The following is a 19,780-nucleotide window of genomic DNA, read 5'->3' as shown; positions in this document are numbered from 1 at the left end:
TGTCAGAACTCGACTGCCTCTCTGATACCGTCTTTGATGCGGGCGGGTTCGGGGAGGTAGTAGTCCTCTAGAGCGTACAGCGGGTAGGGTACGTCGAAGCCCGTCACCCGCGTGACCGGGGCCTCCTGATACAGCAGGACTTCCTCTTGAATGGTGGCGATAATCTCGCCGGCCAGCCCACCGGTTTTGGGCGCTTCGTGGACGACGGCCGCTCGCCCGGTCTTCTTGAATGACTCGACAATCGCGTCGGTGTCCATTGGCGACAGCGTTCGCAGGTCTATCACTTCGGCGTCGATGCCCTCCTCGGCCAGCTCTTCGGCGGCCTCGACTGTCGGCTGTGCCATCGCGCCCCAGGTGAACACGGACACGTCAGTCCCTTCCCGCCGGGTCTTTGCCGTGCCCAGTTCGACGGTGTAGGGGTCGTCGGGGACCTCCTCGCGGAACGACCGGTAGATGAGCTTCGGTTCGAGGAAGATGACGGGGTCCGGGTCACGGATAGCCGCCGTGAGCAGTCCTTTGGTCTCCTTTGGCGTCGAGGGGACGACCACCTTCAGTCCCGCCTCGTGGACGTAGAACGCCTCCTTGGATTCGGAGTGGTGTTCCGGCGCACGGATGCCGCCGCCGTAGGGCGCGCGAACGGTGAGCGGACAGTTGTACCGGCCGCGACTCCTGTTCCGAAGCCGGGCGGCGTGGCTGACAATCTGGTCGAACGCGGGGTACATGAACCCGGAGAACTGCATCTCCGGCACCGGTCGAAGCCCGTAAGCGGCCATGCCGATGGCCGTTCCGACGATGCCGGCCTCCGCGAGCGGCGTGTCGATGACTCGCTGGTCACCGAACTCCTCGTGAAGTCCCTGTGTCGCCCGGAAGACGCCGCCGTTCTTCCCGACGTCTTCACCCATTACGACCACGTCTTCGTTTCGCTCCATCTCGCCGTAGAGCCCGTCACGGACGGCCTGTACGAGCGTCAAACTCTGTGTGTCTGCGTCCTGTGTACTCATTCCAGTAGCACCTCGTCGCCGTGTCGCTCGCGCAGTTCTTCGAGGTAGTCCAGTTGCTGTTCGAGTCGCTGTGGCATCTCCGCGTACACGTCAGCGAACATCTCTTCCGGTTTCGGTCGCTCGGTCGCCTCAGCCTCGTCGATGGCTGTGGCGACCTCCTCCTGCACCGATTCGTCGATGGCGTCGACCCGCTCGTCGTCGAGCAGGCCTTGGTCTCTGAGGAATGCCTCCATCCGCGGGATGGGGTCTTTCTGCTTCCAGTGTTCGACCTCGCTGTCGTCGCGGTACACCGACGGGTCGTCAGCAGTCGTGTGCGCACCGAAGCGGTACTGCACGGCCTCGATCATCGTCGGTCGAAGCCCATCCTCGGGCGGGTCGTGAGCCTTCTCGACGGCCTCACGAGTCACCTGATACACCGCCAGCGGGTCCATTCCATCGACTTGCACGCCGTCGAAGCCGTAGGCGTTGGCCTTCTGGGCGAGCGTCTCGCTGGCCGTCTGGCGCTCCCGCGGGACCGAAATCGCCCACTGGTTGTTGTTACAGAAAAACACCGCTGGCACGTCGAACACGCCCGCGAAGTTCAGTCCTTCGTGAAAGTCGCCCTCGGAGGTCGCACCGTCCCCGAAGTACACGAGGGCAGCGGTGTCATCGCCTTTGAGCTTCGATGCCCACGCGGCTCCGGTCGCGTGCGGAATCTGTGTCGCAATCGGGACCGCAAACGAGAACGCCTGTACGTCTTCCGGCGGCGAATTCCCTGCCTCGGACCCCATCCAGTACAGCAGGTCATCGGACAACGGCCACCCTTTGACATACATGGCGAGATGCTCCCGGTAGCTTGGGAAGGCCCAGTCGCCGTCTCGCAGGGCCAAGGCACTACCGACTTGCGAGGCTTCCTGTCCCGACATTGGGGGGTAGGTCCCCATCCGACCCTGTCGTTGCAAACTCACCGCCCGCTGGTCGAAGTGCCGGCCGAGTTTCAGATGTCGGTACATCTTCACCAGTTCGTCGTCAGAGAGGTCCGGCACTGTTGCGCCGTCGACCACCGTCCCGTCTTCATCGAGAATCTGTACCTTATCTGTTGGGTCGCGCTGGAGGACACTCATAGAAACCGCCTCCCTCGAAGTGGCATACGACGACTGTTCACTCGCACTACGTTTAGAGCTTTCGCGGCGCTACAGAATGTATCCGACGTGGGTATTACTGAAAATATGGGTGTTTCAGCAATTCTAAGTCGGCTTTAATTCTACCTAATTTATCACCGATAACTCCGACGTATCAGTCGTTCGCACGAACTTCCGCCCGCGCCTCGTCTGCACTCTGACCCTCACGCAGGACGCTCTCGACGAACAGTTCACCGGCACGATAGGACGACCGGACCATCGGTCCCGAGGCACAATACAGGAAGTCGAACTCCGCTTCGGCGACCTGCTGCCAGGTGTCGAAGGCGTCGGGATGGACGTACTCCGAGACCTCCAGATGTGAGCGGGAGGGCTGGAGATACTGGCCGAACGTCACTACGTCGACGCCGGCCTGTCGGAGGTCCGACAGCGTCTGGTACACTTCGTGGGCGTACTCGCCGACGCCCAGCATCAGGCTGGTCTTGCTGTAACAGTCGCTTTCGCGGTCGACCTGCCGAAGCACCGAGAGGGACTGCTCGTACCCTGCCCGGCGGTCCCGAACCGGCCACTGGAGGCGGTCGACCGTCTCGATGTTATGGGCGATAACGTCCGGGTCGGCGTCGATGATTTTCCGGATGAGGTCCGACTCGCCCTGGAAATCGGGAATGAGACACTCGACCAGGATTGACGAGTCACGCTCTTTGATGGCCCGGATCGTCTCGGCGAAGTGGCCCGCGCCCTGATCGGGCAGGTCGTCGCGGTCGACGCTGGTCAGCACCACGTAGTCCAGCCCGATCTCCGCGACGGCGTCGGCCACCTGCTGTGGCTCGTCGGCGTCTAGCGGGTCCATCCCGCCCGTCTCCACGTCACAGAAGTTACAGCCCCGCGAACAACGGTCGCCCATCAGCATGAACGTCGCTGTTCCCGGGCCGTCACGCCCGCTCCAGCACTCCCCGAGGTTGGGGCAGTTGGCTTCCTCACAGACCGTGTTGAGGTTCCGATCCCGGAGCGACTGCTTGATGTCGGTGAACCGCTCGCCCGACGGTGGCCGCATCTTCAGCCAGTCAGGCTTGCGCGAACGACTCATTACTCGGAGTTAGGTTCGCCCGGTCAAAAACGTGCGGGGGTCGCGTGGTTTCCCGCGTAGCGTCCGGACGGACAATCGGCTGGTCCGGCGGCCGAATCGAACTAACAACCACCCGCGCACTTGCGAGTGCCCACCCAACTGTCCGCGTTGCCGGCTCACACACGACAGACGGCAAGCATGTGTGCAGACATGTCTACGGCAGTCCGATCCTCGCGGAGTTCGTCTACGAGCGCCTGAACACCGGCCCGTTCGTCTGCTGATAGTTCGTCAGCCGTCTGCCGGAGTGGGGCGGCGGCGAGCACTGACGCCAGTCCTTCCAGTCCGACCAGCGTCTCGATGGTCAATCCATTCGCCTCTAACAGCGCCTCAAACTCGGCGGCGCGGAAAAAGTGTGTCTCTGTGAACGCCGCGTCGTGCCCGGATTGGGCCACGAACTGACGGTCGTAATCGCCTGTCTGGGCGAGTTCGGCCGCATCCGTGAGGTGTTCGGACTCGCCGACAAGTGAGAGAACGAGCCAGTTGAGCCGCCCCATAACGGACGCGAACACTGGACCCCCAGCTTTTGTTACCCGGCGGAGTTCCCGCACGGCGGCCGCCCGTTCGCCGGCGTCGAGCACGTGCGAGAGCGGCCCACCCAGACACAGCGTCGCGTCGAACGCGTCCCGGTCAAACCCGAGGTCGCGTACGTCGCCCGCCCCGACGGTCACCTGCCCTTCGTGCCCGTGTTCGGCGATTTTCTCCCGTGCGATAGCTCGCTGGCCCCTGCTGGGATCAACGAGCGTGACATCGTACCCCTGTTCGGCCAGCCAGACGGCGTACCGACCAGCGCCGCCGCCCACGTCGAGGACGTGTCCCGCCTCGGGGAGGGTCGCTTCGAGCTGTGCAACGGTCCCCGTCCACTCTAGCTGCCCGTGCAGCGTGGCCGTCAGGCGGTCCCACTCGCTCTGGCTGTTCTCGTCGTAATAGTCCTCAGGGTCGCTGATAGGCATGCTTGCGCACTGTCAGCCGGCTGAGTTAATCTTTGGGCAGGAATGTGGGACAGCCCCAATGAGCAGCCACACCGTGGCCCTGAAACACATGGCCTCGCTCATGCACTTTCGCTCCCCCATAGAAACGCCTTTGCCGTCGCGGAACTGCGACTGTGACGTGCCATCCCGAACCGACAGCGAGCCGACTGTGGCGGTCGCGGAGGTGCTCCCCGACTTTGCCGATGCCTTTCCCTTCGAGGAGTTCAACCGGATGCAGTCGGCGGCCCTGCCGGCCCTGCTGAACCGCGACGACAACGTCGTCGTCAGCGCGCCGACGGCCAGCGGGAAGACGGCGCTGGCCGAACTGGCCATCTGCAAAACGCTCGCCGAGGACGGGACCGCGCTGTTTCTCGCGCCGCTTCGCGCGCTCACCAACGAGAAGGAGAGCGAGTGGGAGCGGTTCGAGGAGCTGGGGTACTCTGTCTACGTCGTCACCGGCGAGCGGGACCTGAACCCTCGCCGCGCCGAGCGGGCGGATATTCTCGTGATGACACCGGAAAAGGCCGATTCGGCCACCCGGAAACACGAGACCAGCCGCTACTCCTTCATCACTGACGTGGACTGCTGTGTCATCGACGAGGTCCACCTGCTTGACTCAGACCGACGGGGGGCGGTGCTCGAAGTCACTGTCTCGCGACTCCGCCGGCTCTGTGACCCGCGCGTGGTGGCGCTGTCGGCGACGATGCCGAACATCGACGACGTGGCTGACTGGCTCGACGCGCCCGACAAAACGACCTTCGCCTTCGGCGAGGAGTACCGGCCCGTGCCGCTGAACGCCGACGTGAAGACGTATTCCCACGGCGAGAACGCCTTCGCCGACAAGTACCGCCGGCTCTACCGGGCGCTTGATCTCGCCGAGCCACACATCTGCGAGGAGGGGCAGGCGCTCGTGTTTGTCTCTTCGCGTCAGGACACGGTACAGGCAGCAAAGAAGGCCCGCGACGAAATTGTCGAGCGCGACATTCCGATGGGCGCACGCGGGGACTACGATTTCCACAACGACGCCGCCGACCTCTCGAACGACACGCTCCGCCAGTCAGTGCTGGACGGCGTCGGCTTCCACCACGCTGGTCTCGCACGCGAGGACAAAAATAAGATTGAGCAGTGGTTCAAGCAGGGCAAGATTCAGCTCCTGTTCTCGACGTCGACGCTGGCGTGGGGTGTAAACCTCCCCGCTCGCTGTGTCGTCATCCGCGACACCAAACTCCACGACCCGCTGGAGGGCGAGGTCGACATGAGCCCGCTCGACGTGCTCCAGATGCTCGGCCGCGCGGGCCGGCCCGGCTACGACGACATGGGCTATGCCTGGGTGGTCTGTGACCGCTCGGACGCCGACAAGTACCGCCGCCTGCTCCGGGACGGGAAGGAGATCGAGTCCCGGCTCGCGGCGGAACTCGACGCCCACCTGAACGCCGAGATTGCGCTCGGGACCATCGACGACGTGGACGACGTGATGGACTGGCTCGCGACGACCTTCTACTATGCCCGCTCACAGTCGGCCCCTGACAAGTACGACGCTGGTAGCGACCTCCGGAGTCGGGTCAGCGATACGCTTTCAGCGCTCGTCGATGAGGGGTTTGTCGAACAGGACGGCCTCAACGTCGAACCGACGCGGCTGGGCCAGTTGGCGTCGAAGTTCTACCTCCGGCTTTCGACTGCGCGCCGGTTCGCGGACGTCGCCGAGCGCTGTCAGGAGGCTGCTGACCCCGACTCCGGGGTCACCGTCGACGCGGACGACCTGCTGACTGCGGTGGCGGGTGCAACCGAGTTCGACAGCGTCAGCGCCCGGTCTGATGAGGAGGACGCTGTCCACGCCGTTCTGGGTGACAGCGTGGACGAGAGCCTCGACGCCGGCCAGCGCAAGGTGCTGGCCATCCTCCGTTCGGGCATGACCGGGACGACGCCGACGGAACTCAAAAGCGACGCGTGGGTTATCCGGCAGAATGCCCTTCGCCTGCTCGCGGCGATGCGGGAATTCGTCGACACGTTGGGACCAGCCCGCTACGCGAATCTCGCCTGTCGCGTTGAGGCCAGAGTCGAACACGGCATCAGTGCTGACGCGGTCGGGTTGACGGCCATCGACGGCGTCGCCAGCGGTCGCGCTGGCAAACTCGCCGCTGCGGGGCTCTCCTCGCCCGCCGACGTGGTCGAAGCCGGCGAAGACGGTCTCGTCCGTGCCGGACTCTCCGATGGTGTCGCCGAACAGGTGCTCGCGAACGCGCGGGACCTCCCCGTCGTCTCTATCGACTGGGGCGATTTCCCCGAGACTATCGCGCCCGGCGACAACGATATGCGGGAGGTAACGGTCAGGAACACCGGCGGCAGTGCCCGTGCGGGCCTGCGTGTTACGGTTAACGGTCGTGAGATGACCGCCAAGCCGTCGTATCTCGGCGAAGCCACGCTTCCGGTAGCCGTCTTCGGCGCGGACGCGGAGGAACTCACGTTCACCGTCGAGGTCGCGTTCCCCGCGCTGCCGCTCCCGACGATTACCGAAACCCGGTCCGTGCTTGTCCGATAACTGCCGCTTCGGCTACTGCTCTGAAACACTCTCAGACCGCTCGATAAAATTTATAAACGTCTTTCGAAGCGTTATACCAATCCGTGAAATATCGCTGAAAGGTGCTGAAATCCGGTTACCATTCCGAAAAGAGTACGAATTCTCCTCAAGGGTCTGGCGTTTATATGGGGGTATGGGTTCTTACGAAGAACTGAGGAAGCCCACAATGTCCAGTGCATCGCCCTTCCGTTCCCCGATGGAAGCCGCCCCCAGTAGCGTCACCCTCCGATCACTCACTCGTCCCCTGCAGTTCATGGCGTTCTGGCTGGCTATCATCACACCACTGGCATATCCGCCGCTGCTGCTGGGCGGGCTGGACAGTCAGAGCTTCCTCATCTTCGTGGGTGTCGTTGCCCTCAACGTCTTCGGCCTCCTCGCGGGCCGTGGATACGGTGACCCTGCCTGACCTGGCCGGGTCTTCCTCCCCTCCACGCTGGCATTCTGTACACTGTTTTGCTGCTCTCGAACGCCTGCACACCGCACTACCACCAGACGGTTTCTGGCTCAATCCTGTCTCGGTGAGCATTACGCACCGCTGCTGAGTCTGTCTTCCTCACTCCGCACAGATAGTCGGCTGTTATACACCGCCTAACAGTACCTCGCGCAGTGTCGTAGCGTCGTCCGCGATCTCGTGCACCATCGAAAGATCCGTCTCGTCGCCGTCGCCACGGAACCCGACGGTCGTCATCCCGGCGGCGACGGCGGCGCGTGCGCCCGCGGTGGAGTCCTCGACCGCCCAGCAGTCTCCGGGCGCGACGCCCAACTCCGCCGCGCCCTGCTCGTAGATGTCCGGTTCCGGCTTACCGGGGCCGTCGATGTCGTTTGCGCTGATCGCAACGTCGAACTTCGAGAGGAGGTCGAAGCGCTCGTCGGCCACGTCGATCCAGGCCCACGGTGCGGAGGTCGTCAGCGCTAGCGCCACGCCGGCCTCCCGCAGCTCGTCAAGCAGTTCGTGCGCCCCATCGAGGAACGTCGCCTCGTTGCCGTAGATCCGCTCCCCGTGCTCCTCGAACAGCTCCTCGAACGCCTCGCGGCTGATTTCGAGGTCGTATTCGCCGTCCAGATCCGGATACACCTCCCGGTAGTTCCGACCGGTAATTGCCGAGAGCGGGATGTCATCGTTCGGTGCGGCTGTCGGGAGGATATCATCGCGCTGGGCACGGACCCAGTAATCTTCGGACTGGACGAGCACGCCGTCCATATCGAAACAGACCCCGACCGGTGGTTCACTCATTGCCTTGCTGTCACTCGCCGACGGCTTTGGCTGTTCCGACTCCGGCACTGACGACCACTCTGTGAAGCCCCGTCCACCGTCTGAGGGTTTAAATACCGGAGCACGGTCAGGTCGGCCCATGCACGACGGAACCCGTGTGATAGCTGGTGAGTGTACGACCGTATTCGAGGGAACCCGCGAGCGGGAGCAACGCGGCGACGTGCTTGTCGTCATCAAACCGGACAACACTGTTCTCGTTCACGATGCCGAGGGATATCAGCCGGTCGCGTGGCTCACCCGCGCTGAAAGCGTCACTATCGACGACGGAGCGGTGACCGCCCGCGACGGTGATGAACTTCTCCGGGTGGTCACTCACGAGGAACACGGCAGTGGTCGCTATCCGGCCTCGAACGCCGGCGTTCCAGTGCGCGAGTGCCCTGACTGCGCCGGGACGCTGGTCCGCACCCGGAGTGAGGTCACCTGTACCGGCTGTGACGCCGCTTACGGGATTCCGAGCGATGCCGCAGTTACTGGCGGCCGCTGTGACGACTGTAGACTCCCTACGCTTCGGGTGGAACGTGGGCGGGCGTTCGAACTGTGTCTCGACCGGGACTGTGACTCACTAGACGACGCTGTCACCGCGGCCTTTGACCGCGAATGGGACTGTCCGGACTGCGACGGCGACCTGCTGATTCTCCGCCGGGGCGGCCTGCTTGCCGGCTGTGAGCACTACCCCGACTGTGACACCGGCTTCTCGATGCCGTCCGGCGTCGTCGTCGGTCACTGTGACTGTGGCCTGCCGCTGTTCGAAACCGCCGGCGGAACGCGGTGTCTGGACAGTTCATGCACACAACGGGAGTGAGCACTCACCCTCCACACCCGTCCACCTTCGCTCCCGGTTCGGACCCGCAGGGGCTTTGTCGCCGCGGGGGCCACGTCAGAGCATGGAACTGACGCTCGACGGTGATGTCGTGCGGGCCGGCTACGAGGCGCGCGAGCGGTTCTACGACTCGCGCGGGTACGGGAAGGTCCGAAACGGCGACATCGACCTGGCTCCGGTGGAGGCCGCACACCTCCTCTACCGTGGGGATATTGAGAGCATCGACGGGATGGATTTCCGGGCGTTTCTCGGGTCGGCGGCCGTCTCTGAGGTCGCCTTCGCCGTCTACAAAGACCTCCGGGACCGCGGCTTCTACCTCACGCCGGCCCGCGAGGGATGGGTCGACGACGCCGCAGGCACGGACTTCGTGGTCTACCCCCGCGGTAAGGGGCCGTGGGACAACGAGGTGGCCTATCGCGTCCGGGTCGTCGGTGAGCGCGACACCGTTGGAGCCACCGGTCTGGGCAACTGCGTGCTGGCGGTCGTCGACGAGGAGAGTGAAGTGACCTATCTCGACACCGAGCGGCGCGACGTTGCGGGGACCAGCGACGCTGTCGTCCCGACAACGGAGGGCGAACTGCTGGAAGAGCGGGTGGTGTGCTGGGAACCGCCGGCGGAGCTGTACGAACAGGCGTTCTACGGCCAGCGACTCGACGACGAAGGCGCGGTCCAGCTCTCGCTCGTCGAGGCCGCCTATCTCGCCCGGGAGGGACTGCTCACGGTTGAGGGCGGGGCCGCCGCCGTCGTCGAGCGCGGCCGCGAGGTCGAAGGTGACCGATTCGACCGCCGGCTGGCTGTCTATGCGGCCCTGCGAGGGAGTGGCGTCGCCCCGAAGACTGGGTTCAAGTTCGGCGCTGACTTCCGGACCTACGCCGACGTCGAGAGCGCCGAGAACTTGGGTCACTCGGAGCTTCTGGTTCGGGTGTTGCCGGCCGGCCACCGATTCGAGCCGCGGGACCTCGCGCTGGACGTGCGCCTGGCCCACGGCGTCCGGAAGACGATGATGTTTGCGCTAACGGCAGATAGCGGCGGTGAAGGTACCGATAGCGACAGTATCGAGTGGATAGCCGTCGAGCGACTGACGCCCTGAGTGGCGCACGCGGGGTCAGAGCCCGCGACCGTCTCGCGGGCGGCGCTCGGAAACGAACCCTTTTTGCGCCGACCGGAACCAAAGCACCTGTAACGTGGCTCACCGCGAGCCGAGCACATCCATGACAACGGACGACTCCCATCACGACGACGCATCGCCCGACGAGGACCGCCGCCAGTCGGGCGGAGAGTGGCGGGAGTCCGACACTCGCGCCGTCGACGAGCCGGTGCTTCCGGACGGCGGCACCGAGGCCGAAGGCGCTGACGAGGCGACGCTCGACCCGTGGGGCTCATCGACCATCGCCGACTACCGCAAGCTGTTTGAGCAGTTCGGCATCGAAGCGTTCGACGAGGTCTTGCCCGAAGTCCCCAACCCGCACTACCTGATGCGGCGAGGCGTCATCTTCGGCCACCGGGACTACCGACCCGTCGCCGAGGCGATGCGCAACGACGACCCCTTCGCCGCGCTGTCGGGGTTCATGCCGACCGGCGACCCGCACATCGGCCACAAGCTCGTCTTCGACGAGATCATCTGGCACCAACAGCAGGGCGGGGACGCGTTCGCGCTCATCGCGGACCTCGAAGCCCACAGCGCCCGCGGGCTTTCGTGGGACGAAATCGACGAGCACGCGACGAACTACATCCTCTCGCTGCTTGCGCTCGGTTTCGACCCCGATGAGGGCACACTGTACCGTCAGTCGGATAACCGTGAAGTGCAGGACCTCGCGTTCGAACTCGGCGCGGAGGCGAACTTCTCGGAGCTGCAGGCCATCTACGACTTCGACGGCGAGACGGATGTCTCCCACATGCAGTCGGTCGTCACACAGATGGCCGACATCCTCTACCCGCAACTGGATGGGCCGAAGCCGACGGTTATCCCCGTCGGTCCGGACCAAGACCCGCACATGCGGCTGGCGCGAGACCTCGCCGCGCGGATGCGGTACTTCGGCGTGACGGAGGCCTTCGCCAGTTTCGAGGCCGACGCTGTTGAACGGACGCTGCTCCGGCAGGCCTACGACGCCCGCGAGGAGTACGCCGAGGAGCCAGACCGGCCCCGCTGTGGCGAGGCCGCCGACTGGCTGCGCGACCACCAGCCAGCGCCCGCCGACGCCCGCGAGTCCGTCGTCGCCAAACTCGACGAGGCAGGGAAAGAACCGCTTCGCCCCCGCACCCGGTTCCTCGACCGCAACGCGACTGCCGAGGCCTTCGAGGCGCTCATCGAGACTATCGACGGGGAGAAGCGGGTGTATGACGAACACATCGACACGTTCGACCTGGACCACGCTGAGGCCGAGGAACTGGCCCGGCAGGTCGAACTCGACAACGGCGGCTACGGCTTCCAGCCACCGTCGTCTATCTACCATCGGTTCATGACCGGCCTCACCGGCGGCAAGATGTCCTCCTCGATTCCGGCCTCGCACATCTCCCTGCTGGACGACCCGGAGGACGGCTACGACAAAGTCAAGTCGGCGACCACTGGCGGCCGCTCCACGGCCGAGGAACAGCGCGAGAAGGGCGGGAAGGCTGACGAGTGCCCGGTGTACGAACTGTACGCGTACCTGCTGTCGGGCGACGACGACGAGTTCGCCAAGGAAGTGTACGACGAGTGCGTCGGCGGCGAACGGCTCTGTGGCGGCTGCAAGGAGCAGGCCGCCGAACTGATGGCCGAGTTCCTCGAAGACCATCAGGAGAAACGCGAGGAGTGGGCGGACAAGCTCGACGAGCTCGACATCGATCTCGACTCCGACCGCGCGCCGACGAGCGCGGACTAAGAACCGGGCCGAGACCCCTTCTCGTGTCGAGAGAAGTACACGCACAACGTTTATATTCACCAGTCACAACCGCTCAGACATGGCATCCGAATCCCACTGTGCCGCTGTTGCTCGCCAGCCACCAGACTGTCCGGGGTTCGGCTTCTTTTTCGCTCCCTGACCGCGCGTGGACTTCGACGGCGTCGAGAGACGCTCCTCGGACGAAACCGCGAGCGGGAAGTGAGAACCGTTAACTGAGCGACCCGCGGTTATCCCCACAAGACCGAGACACCCGTATGAAACGACCACAGGCACAGGTGGCCGTCCTGCAGGCCGCCGACGCACAGGAAGACAGGCGCATCGACGACGTGGCTGCGGAGGCTGACCTCAAGCCGGAAGCGGCCACCAGAGCGGCGTTCGAACTCGAAGCTGACGGACTGCTTGCCGTCTCCGAGGAGACGCTGGAACACTACGAACTGACTGAGGAAGGCGACCGGTATGTTCGGGAGAGTCTGCCCGAACAGGACCTCTACGAGGCCGCTATCGACGCTGGCGCGGCTGACGCCCCGGTCCAGATGGGACAGGTCATCGGCGCATCCGGTCTTGAAGGCGGCGCGGTCGACATCGCGCTCTCGAACTACGCTCGCAAGGCCTACGGCGATATCGACAGCGGCGAAATCACGGCTAACGCCGACGCGGACCCCGGCTCCGACCCTGAAATGCTGGCGCTGGAAGCCGTCGCCGACGGACGCGTCGAAGACGCCGACGCGGACGCGCTCGACCAGCTTGCGCGGCGTGGACTCGTCGACCTCCGCGAGGAGACTGTTCGTTCGATCCAACTCACTGACGACGGCGTCACCGCGCTGATGGAGGGCGTCGAAGCCGCCGAGACCGTCGACCAGCTCACCCCCGAGCTGCTCACGAGCGGCGAGTGGGAAGACGTGGCCTTCACCGAGTACAACGTCGAGGCCGACGCCGAGGACGTGAGCCACGGCAAGGAGCATATCCTCCGCCAGACGGCCAACCGCGTGAAGGACACGCTCGTCGGCATGGGCTTTTCGGAGATGGAAGGCCCCCACGCCGACGCGCAGTTCTGGATCAACGACTGCCTGTTCATGCCCCAGGACCACCCGGCCCGGACCCACTGGGACCAGTTCGCTCTGGAGGAACCCGAGGAGATCGGCCACCTCCCCCCGGACCTCGTCGAACGGGTCCGCTCGGCACACAAGGAGGGCGTCGGCCCCGACGGCGAGGGGTATCACTCGCCGTGGACCGAGGACATCGCCCGCGGGATGGACCTGCGCGGTCACACCACCTCGCTGTCGATGCGCTATCTCTCGGGCCATCAGGTCGGCGAACTCGACCCGCCCGAACGCTACTTCAGCGTCGAAAAGGTGTACCGCAACGACACGCTTGACCCGACCCACCTGCTGGAGTTCTTCCAGATCGAGGGGTGGGTGATGGCCGAGGACCTCTCTGTGCGGGACCTGATGGGCACCTTCACGGAGTTCTACGAGCAGTTCGGCATCACCGACCTGGAGTTCAAGCCCCATTACAACCCCTACACGGAGCCGAGCTTCGAGCTGTTCGGCACCCACCCCGAGACCGGCGAGGTCGTCGAGGTCGGCAACTCCGGAATCTTCCGCGACGAGGTGCTCACGCCCCTTGGGGTTGACTGTGACGTGATGGCGTGGGGCCTCTCGCTCGAACGACTACTCATGCTTATGTACGGCTTCGAAGACATCCGCGACGTGCACGGGACGCTGTGTGACCTTGAACTGCTGCGGGAGACGGAGGTGATGCGCTAATGCCGGTCGTCGATGTCGACCCGGACGAACTGCGGTATCTGACCGGCCACGACGAGAAAGACGACGACGAACTCAAGTCGGACCTGTTCGACCTCGGCCTTGAGTTCGAGGGCTGGACCGAGGACGACGAGTTCCAACTGGAGTTCGCGCCGGACCGACTCGACCGCCTCTCCGTCGAAGGCGTCGCGCGGTCGCTGCGCTACCACTACGGCGACGACCGCGGGGTCGAGGTTCCCAACACGAACAGCGCCGACTGGACTATCGAGGTCGAGGATCAGCCCGACGAGCGCCCGTACGTCACCGGCGCTATCGTCCGCGGTCTGGATATGGACGAGGCTGCACTGGAGTCGCTCATCCAGCTTCAGGAGAAGCTTCACGCGACGATGGGGCGCAAGCGGGCGAAAGGCGCGATTGGGGTCCACGACCTCACGATGCTGAAAGGCGACTCCGCCACCGGTGAGACCGGCAAGTCAATCACCTACACCAGCGCCGACCCCGACGAGGCGACGTTCGTGCCGCTGGACGCCGACGCGGAGATGACCCCCAGCGAGGTCATGGCGTCCCACGAGACCGGCCAGACCTACGGCGACCTCGTGGCTGACTTCGACCGTGTGCCGGCCATCTACGACGCCATCGGCCTGTTCTCGTTCCCACCGGTCATCAACGGCCGCCGGACCGAGGTCAGCGTTGACTCCCGGGACCTGTTCATCGAGATGACCGGGACCGACCAGTGGACCATCGATCACATGTGTAACATCGTCTGCTACGCGCTCGCCGCCCGCGGCGGCCAGGTCGAGAGGGTCGACGTGTCCTACGCCGACGATGCGCCCGGTGAGTACGCCGGTAAGACCCTGGAGCGGCCGGACTTCTCGGTACGGACGAAGACGGTTACACACGACCGCATCGAATCCATCCTCGGCGTCTCGCTGGACAGCCGCGAGGTCATTGACTACGCCGAGCGTGCCGGCCTCGATGCGACCGAGACGGAATCCGATGCCGGCGTGGCCTACGAGGTTGAGGTTCCGCCCTACCGCGTCGACGTCATCCACCCGCTCGATATCATCGACGACATCGGCCGGGCGCTCGGGTTCAACAGCCTCGAACCGACCTATCCCGACGTATCGACGGTCGGCGGCCGCCACGAACGGTCCAGACTGGAGGACGCCGCTCGGGACGCACTCGTCGGCTTGGGCTTCGAGGACCTGCTGAACTTCCACATGATAAACGAGGTCGAGAACTTCGAGCGGATGGGGCTGCCGGTCCCGGGGACCGATGAGCAGGCCGCCGACGCCGTCGGCTTGGCCGACCCAATCACCATACAGGAACCCTACAGCGAGGACTACACCATCCTCCGGACGTGGGCGCTCCCCTCGATCATGATGGTGCTCGAGAGCAACACCCACCGGAGCTACCCGCAGGACCTCGCCGAGATCGGGCTGGCCGCGGGTCTCGACGACTCCGAGAACACCGGTGTCGCCGAACACCGCACCGTCGCTGCCGCGCTCGCGCGGACAGACGCCTCCTACGAGGACGCCAAGGCCCGCCTGCAGGCGCTCGCGGACGCCTTCGACAAGGACCTCGAAACGCCGCCGACCACGCATCCGTCGTTCATCGACGGCCGCGCCGCCGAAGTAGTCCTCGACGGTGAGTCGGTCGGCGTTATCGGCGAGATTCATCCGAAGGTGCTCGTCGAACACGATCTGGAACTGCCTGTAGCGGCGTTCGAGTTCCGGCTGGACGCGCTAGAATAGCGGCCGACGGCTCTCTCCGCTTTGTTCTACTTGCCGTTCGGAACACATACTCTACGTCGCTCGGTTTTGTCGTGTCTGCTTCGTCGGTTTCGCACTGACGAGTAGTCTGTCGAGGAGCCACGCGAGAAAGCGGTCGTCCAAGGCGAGGATGTGGTGGGTGCGGGGAGTGGCAGCCATACCGCTAGTTTGCCGCAAGCGTAATTCACGATTCGCCAGTTATAGGTCCGCGCCGACGGCGTCCTCGACAGAGTCGAAGCCGTCCTCTGTGAGCAGGTCCAGCAGCCCCTCGTTGATTTCGCGGGCGATGGACGGACCGCGGTAGACTAGGCCGGTGTACAGCTGGACGAGCGAGGCCCCGGCGCGGATCTTTCTGTACGCGCCCTCCGGCGTCGAGACGCCGCCGACGCCGACGACGGGTACGTCGACCCGTTCGGCGACGAACCTGACCATCTCGGTCGCCTCGTTCTCAATTGGCTTGCCCGAGAGGCCGCCGGTCTCGACGGCATTTGGCGAGCGTAGGCTGGCTGGCCGTTCCGTCGTCGTGTTCGTCGCGACGACGCCGTCTAGACCGAGTTCGGTCACTATGTCCAGCGCGTCCTCGACTGCCGGCTCGGGGAGGTCCGGCGAGAGCTTCACGAGCAGCGGGGCCGCGCCCGCGTCCTGCAACTCGCCGAGGATGGCCTCCATCGCGTCGCGGTTCTGGAGCTCCTCGAATCCTTCCGAGTTGGGACAGGAGACGTTGACGACGAAGAAGTCCCCGCCTTCGGCGACGTGTTCGTACGTGGTCCGGTAGTCGTCGGGAGCCTCGTCTGTTCCGACGTGTTCCGTCTTGGCGATGTTGACGCCGATCGGGAACGGCGCGTCGACGTTTTTCAGCCGCTCGCCGATGACGATGGCTCCGTCGTTGTTCAGCCCCATCCGATTAATGATTGCCTCGTCCTCCCTGAGCCGGAACATCCGCGGGCGAGCGTTCCCGGTCTGTGGCTCGGCAGTGACACCGCCGACTTCGGCGAAGCCGAAGCCGAGTGAGGCCAACGCTTCGGGGATGGTGGCATTTTTGTCGAAGCCGGCGGCGACGCCGACGGGGTTGTCGAACGTGTAGCCGAACGCTTCCACTGCGAGTCGGTCGTCAGCGACGGTGTAGCGGTCGGCCATCACGTCGGCGACCCGCGTTCCGTCGACTGTCTCCAGCAGTCGGTGGACGCTCCGGTTAGCGGTCTCTGCTGGCAGTGAAAACAGGAGTGGTTTCGCGATATCGTAGGGTCTCATTGTGTGGGTGTTCCGGTTGGCTCGAGGAACGGTGGTGAACGACCGATATCGGGCGTTGGTCCCAATAGCCCCGCCCAGTGGCACTGTGTCACCGTCGATGGTGCCTCAAAAGTCGTGTTCGACCTCTTCGGGGTCGGCTTTCTGGATAATAATCTTGTTATCGCGGACGCGAACGAACACTTCGTCGCCGATCTCCATCCCGGCGACGGCCAGCTCGTCCTCGTGAATGTTGATATGTACGTTGTGGTACTCGCCGTCCTCATCTTTGGCGCCACTCGGGCTGAGCTTCTTCTTTCGCACCATCGCGCTATCCTACTCCGCACTTCACTGCAGGATACACTTAAGTCTACCGTGCCGCCGGTCGCTGGCTGGCGGTTTCGAACGCGCGTGACGATTCCAGCCCGAATATTCGGCTTGAATCGGTCGGTTTGGAGGGTCGAAGCGTCACGCGACGGAACCAGTGTATAAAAACCACCCCCTGACGGAGGGCGGATTGGGGGGTATATTTATGTTCTGCCATGTGCTGAATTGGCATGGAGCGGTGAAATCCATGGCACCCGACAGTGACAAGCGCAACTTCGCACTGCGCGAAGACGGTGACGAATCGAGCGTCTTCTCGGGCGGAACACCTCGACAGGCTGCACTGAAGGCAGCACGTCGACTTGAACCCGCAGATGGTGAAGATCAGGCTGACCCTGAGGAGATACGACTACGGGAAAAGGGGACTCACAAGGTCCATATCTACGAAGCGTGGGCATGGGTCGAGGAGGCACCGGACGACAAACCCGACTGGATGCCCGGCGACATCACGAAAGGGAACGTCTCGAAGCAGGGCGTCGAACACCTAGACGAAATCTAGGCCGCGGTCCCGACATTTTCGGTTGCTTCTCGTGTGACGATGCCCGGTCGCGCGCTCACATGCGCGCGAGCGATGGTACCAGTTTCTCAGTCACTGCTGTCCTGTGAGCCGAACTCTCCGTTTGTACACGTGTGGGACACCCACACCCGTGTAATTCTGTCTCGCAGGCGACTTCCTTCGACGGGGTTAAGTGTGGCTCACTCATCGGAATGAAATGCGAACGCGGTCAGGGGGCGACGCCCCCCGAACGAACGCACTCGTTCCGATGCCCTTAAGTGTAATAGGGCGCTCGGAATGAACGCGAAGGTCGCTCGCGTCGTGCGGTTCGACGCGGGCTATGATCCGATGCCCTTAAGTGTAACAGGGTGTTCGGAATGAACGCGAACGACGTTCGGTCGGGGCATCGAACCCCTGCCGACACGGGCCAGGCGGGACCGACTCGCCAACGAAACTCGAAGCCTTTATGATGGCTTCGAGACAATGATCAGGTCCGAAGAAATGAGGATTCCACCCCTGCGGTCCGCCGTCAAGATGGAATCTGATGTTAGCCCTGATAGTTCGGTGACACTCGGTCGACGGGTGTCCTCGAACACCCTTCGATAGCGACCACACCCATTATATGGGTGTGATCCCGCCTAACCCCCCGGCATTGTGCCGGGATACATTCCGGTTGATCCTGCCGGAGGCCATTGCTATCGGAGTCCGATTTAGCCATGCTAGTCGCACGGGCTTAGACCCGTGGCATATAGCTCAGTAACACGTGGCCAAACTACCCTACAGACCGCGATAACCTCGGGAAACTGAGGCCAATAGCGGATATTACTCTCAGGCTGGAGTGCCGAGAGTGAGAAACGTTCCGGCGCTGTAGGATGTGGCTGCGGCCGATTAGGTAGATGGTGGGGTAATGGCCCACCATGCCGATAATCGGTACGGGTTGTGAGAGCAAGAACCCGGAGACGGTATCTGAGACAAGATACCGGGCCCTACGGGGCGCAGCAGGCGCGAAACCTTTACACTGCACGACAGTGCGATAGGGGGACTCCGAGTGCGAGGGCATATAGCCCTCGCTTTTCTGAACCGTAAGGTGGTTCAGGAACAAGGACTGGGCAAGACCGGTGCCAGCCGCCGCGGTAATACCGGCAGTCCAAGTGATGGCCGATATTATTGGGCCTAAAGCGTCCGTAGCCGGCCGGACAAGTCCGTTGGGAAATCGACGCGCTCAACGCGTCGGCGTCCAGCGGAAACTGTCCGGCTTGGGGCCGGAAGACTTGAGGGGTACGTCTGGGGTAGGAGTGAAATCCTGTAATCCTGGACGGACCACCAATGGGGAAACCACCTCAAGAAGACGGACCCGACGGTGAGGGACGAAAGCTAGGGTCTCGAACCGGATTAGATACCCGGGTAGTCCTAGCTGTAAACGATGCTCGCTAGGTGTGCCGTAGGCTACGAGCCTGCGCTGCGCCCTAGGGAAGCCGAGAAGCGAGCCGCCTGGGAAGTACGTCTGCAAGGATGAAACTTAAAGGAATTGGCGGGGGAGCACCACAACCGGAGGAGCCTGCGGTTTAATTGGACTCAACGCCGGACATCTCACCGGTCCCGACAGTAGTAATGACGGTCAGGTTGACGACTTTACCCGACGCTACTGAGAGGAGGTGCATGGCCGCCGTCAGCTCGTACCGTGAGGCGTCCTGTTAAGTCAGGCAACGAGCGAGACCCGCACTTCTAGTTGCCAGCAATACCCTTGAGGTAGTTGGGTACACTAGGAGGACTGCCGCTGCTAAAGCGGAGGAAGGAACGGGCAACGGTAGGTCAGTATGCCCCGAATGGACCGGGCAACACGCGGGCTACAATGGCTCTGACAGTGGGATGCGACGCCGAGAGGCGGAGCTAATCTCCAAACGGAGTCGTAGTTCGGATTGCGGGCTGAAACCCGCCCGCATGAAGCTGGATTCGGTAGTAATCGCGTGTCAGAAGCGCGCGGTGAATACGTCCCTGCTCCTTGCACACACCGCCCGTCAAAGCACCCGAGTGGGGTCCGGATGAGGCCGTCATGCGACGGTCGAATCTGGGCTCCGCAAGGGGGCTTAAGTCGTAACAAGGTAGCCGTAGAGGAATCTGTGGCTGGATCACCTCCTACTGATCGGGATCAGGCCTCTGGCCTGACCCACCTTTCGGTGTTCGAGAACTCCGTCGACCGGGCACCTATGAACTATCAGGGCTAACAACCGTGCGGATCTGCCGGGCCCATAGCTCAGCGGGAGAGCGCCGCCTTTGCAAGGCGGAGGCCCTGGGTTCAAATCCCAGTGGGTCCATACGACGTGCCAGCCCCGAACCGTGCCCCTTAAGTGTGGGACGGCGATGGGATATGG

At 63.8% G+C, this 19,780-nt stretch carries 16 protein-coding genes, 1 tRNA gene and 1 rRNA gene; 10 read left to right on the top strand and 8 right to left on the bottom strand.

What is annotated here, in order from left to right; genetic code table 11:
* Window positions 1-2: 2 nt before the first annotated feature.
* From C437_RS07975 to C437_RS07960, 4 genes are all read right to left on the bottom strand, one after another.
* Window positions 3-1,001: an alpha-ketoacid dehydrogenase subunit beta gene (locus C437_RS07975; protein ID WP_004516420.1), complete on the bottom strand. Its 999-nt coding sequence runs from the start codon at window positions 999-1,001 to the stop codon at window positions 3-5.
* Complete coding sequence (pdhA, locus tag C437_RS07970; protein ID WP_004516419.1) at window positions 998-2,104, bottom strand: pyruvate dehydrogenase (acetyl-transferring) E1 component subunit alpha; 1,107 nt, start codon at window positions 2,102-2,104, stop codon at window positions 998-1,000. The genes C437_RS07975 and pdhA overlap by 4 nt, the downstream gene beginning before the upstream one ends.
* Before the next feature lie 172 nt (window positions 2,105-2,276).
* Window positions 2,277-3,206, bottom strand: a complete 930-nt coding sequence (gene lipA / locus C437_RS07965) for a lipoyl synthase (RefSeq protein WP_049919688.1) — start codon at window positions 3,204-3,206, stop codon at window positions 2,277-2,279.
* Between the two features lie 155 nt (window positions 3,207-3,361).
* Window positions 3,362-4,195, bottom strand: a complete 834-nt coding sequence (locus C437_RS07960) for a class I SAM-dependent methyltransferase (protein ID WP_004516417.1) — start codon at window positions 4,193-4,195, stop codon at window positions 3,362-3,364.
* Between the two features lie 187 nt (window positions 4,196-4,382).
* On the opposite strand from C437_RS07960, the gene C437_RS07955 reads away from it, so the two are divergent.
* Window positions 4,383-6,752, top strand: coding sequence for a DEAD/DEAH box helicase (locus C437_RS07955; protein ID WP_004516416.1), 2,370 nt, complete (start codon window positions 4,383-4,385; stop codon window positions 6,750-6,752).
* A 205-nt stretch (window positions 6,753-6,957) separates the two neighbouring features.
* Window positions 6,958-7,197: a hypothetical protein gene (locus C437_RS07950; RefSeq protein WP_241431649.1), complete on the top strand. Its 240-nt coding sequence runs from the start codon at window positions 6,958-6,960 to the stop codon at window positions 7,195-7,197.
* A gap of 171 nt (window positions 7,198-7,368) precedes the next feature.
* On the opposite strand, the gene C437_RS07945 is transcribed toward C437_RS07950, so the two are convergent.
* Complete coding sequence (locus tag C437_RS07945) at window positions 7,369-8,025, bottom strand: HAD family hydrolase (RefSeq protein WP_049919687.1); 657 nt, start codon at window positions 8,023-8,025, stop codon at window positions 7,369-7,371.
* Window positions 8,026-8,143: 118 nt separating this feature from the next.
* Here C437_RS07945 and C437_RS07940 point away from each other — a divergent pair, with 118 nt between their 5' ends.
* The 5 genes from C437_RS07940 (at window position 8,144) to pheT (ending at window position 15,283) form a co-directional block, all read left to right on the top strand.
* The gene (locus C437_RS07940) at window positions 8,144-8,866 is read left to right on the top strand and encodes a PDDEXK family nuclease (RefSeq protein WP_004516413.1); all 723 of its coding nucleotides are present in this window, start codon (window positions 8,144-8,146) and stop codon (window positions 8,864-8,866) included.
* Between the two features lie 82 nt (window positions 8,867-8,948).
* Window positions 8,949-9,974, top strand: a complete 1,026-nt coding sequence (gene endA, locus C437_RS07935; RefSeq protein WP_004516412.1) for a tRNA-intron lyase — start codon at window positions 8,949-8,951, stop codon at window positions 9,972-9,974.
* 121 nt (window positions 9,975-10,095) lie between these two features.
* Window positions 10,096-11,745 carry a tryptophan--tRNA ligase gene (locus C437_RS07930; protein WP_004516411.1) on the top strand — a complete coding sequence of 550 codons (1,650 nt, stop codon included), beginning with the start codon at window positions 10,096-10,098 and terminating at the stop codon, window positions 11,743-11,745.
* Between the two features lie 275 nt (window positions 11,746-12,020).
* The gene (gene pheS / locus C437_RS07925; protein WP_004516410.1) at window positions 12,021-13,532 is read left to right on the top strand and encodes a phenylalanine--tRNA ligase subunit alpha; all 1,512 of its coding nucleotides are present in this window, start codon (window positions 12,021-12,023) and stop codon (window positions 13,530-13,532) included.
* Window positions 13,532-15,283, top strand: coding sequence for a phenylalanine--tRNA ligase subunit beta (pheT, locus tag C437_RS07920; protein ID WP_004516409.1), 1,752 nt, complete (start codon window positions 13,532-13,534; stop codon window positions 15,281-15,283). Before pheS ends, pheT begins: the two co-directional genes overlap by 1 nt.
* A gap of 51 nt (window positions 15,284-15,334) precedes the next feature.
* On the opposite strand, the gene C437_RS21070 is transcribed toward pheT, so the two are convergent.
* From C437_RS21070 to C437_RS07910, 3 genes are all read right to left on the bottom strand, one after another.
* Window positions 15,335-15,460 (bottom strand): hypothetical protein, encoded by a 126-nt coding sequence (locus C437_RS21070; RefSeq protein WP_275040381.1) that lies wholly within the window; start codon window positions 15,458-15,460, stop codon window positions 15,335-15,337.
* A gap of 39 nt (window positions 15,461-15,499) precedes the next feature.
* A complete protein-coding gene (locus C437_RS07915) occupies window positions 15,500-16,552 on the bottom strand; it encodes a quinone-dependent dihydroorotate dehydrogenase (protein WP_004516408.1) in 1,053 nt (350 codons plus the stop codon).
* A 105-nt stretch (window positions 16,553-16,657) separates the two neighbouring features.
* Complete coding sequence (locus C437_RS07910; protein WP_004516407.1) at window positions 16,658-16,855, bottom strand: hypothetical protein; 198 nt, start codon at window positions 16,853-16,855, stop codon at window positions 16,658-16,660.
* A gap of 247 nt (window positions 16,856-17,102) precedes the next feature.
* Between C437_RS07910 and C437_RS07905 the strand changes: the two genes are divergently transcribed.
* From C437_RS07905 to C437_RS07895, 3 genes are all read left to right on the top strand, one after another.
* Window positions 17,103-17,411 carry a non-histone chromosomal MC1 family protein gene (locus C437_RS07905; protein ID WP_004516406.1) on the top strand — a complete coding sequence of 103 codons (309 nt, stop codon included), beginning with the start codon at window positions 17,103-17,105 and terminating at the stop codon, window positions 17,409-17,411.
* 663 nt (window positions 17,412-18,074) lie between these two features.
* Window positions 18,075-19,546: ribosomal RNA gene (locus C437_RS07900) — 16S ribosomal RNA — on the top strand.
* A gap of 105 nt (window positions 19,547-19,651) precedes the next feature.
* A tRNA-Ala gene (locus tag C437_RS07895) sits at window positions 19,652-19,723 on the top strand.
* Window positions 19,724-19,780: the final 57 nt, after the last annotated feature.

This window comes from Haloarcula vallismortis ATCC 29715, assembly GCF_000337775.1.
Lineage (GTDB): Archaea > Halobacteriota > Halobacteria > Halobacteriales > Haloarculaceae > Haloarcula > Haloarcula vallismortis.
Note: the sequence above shows the minus strand (reverse complement) of the source record. Positions and strands in the feature narration are given on the sequence as shown.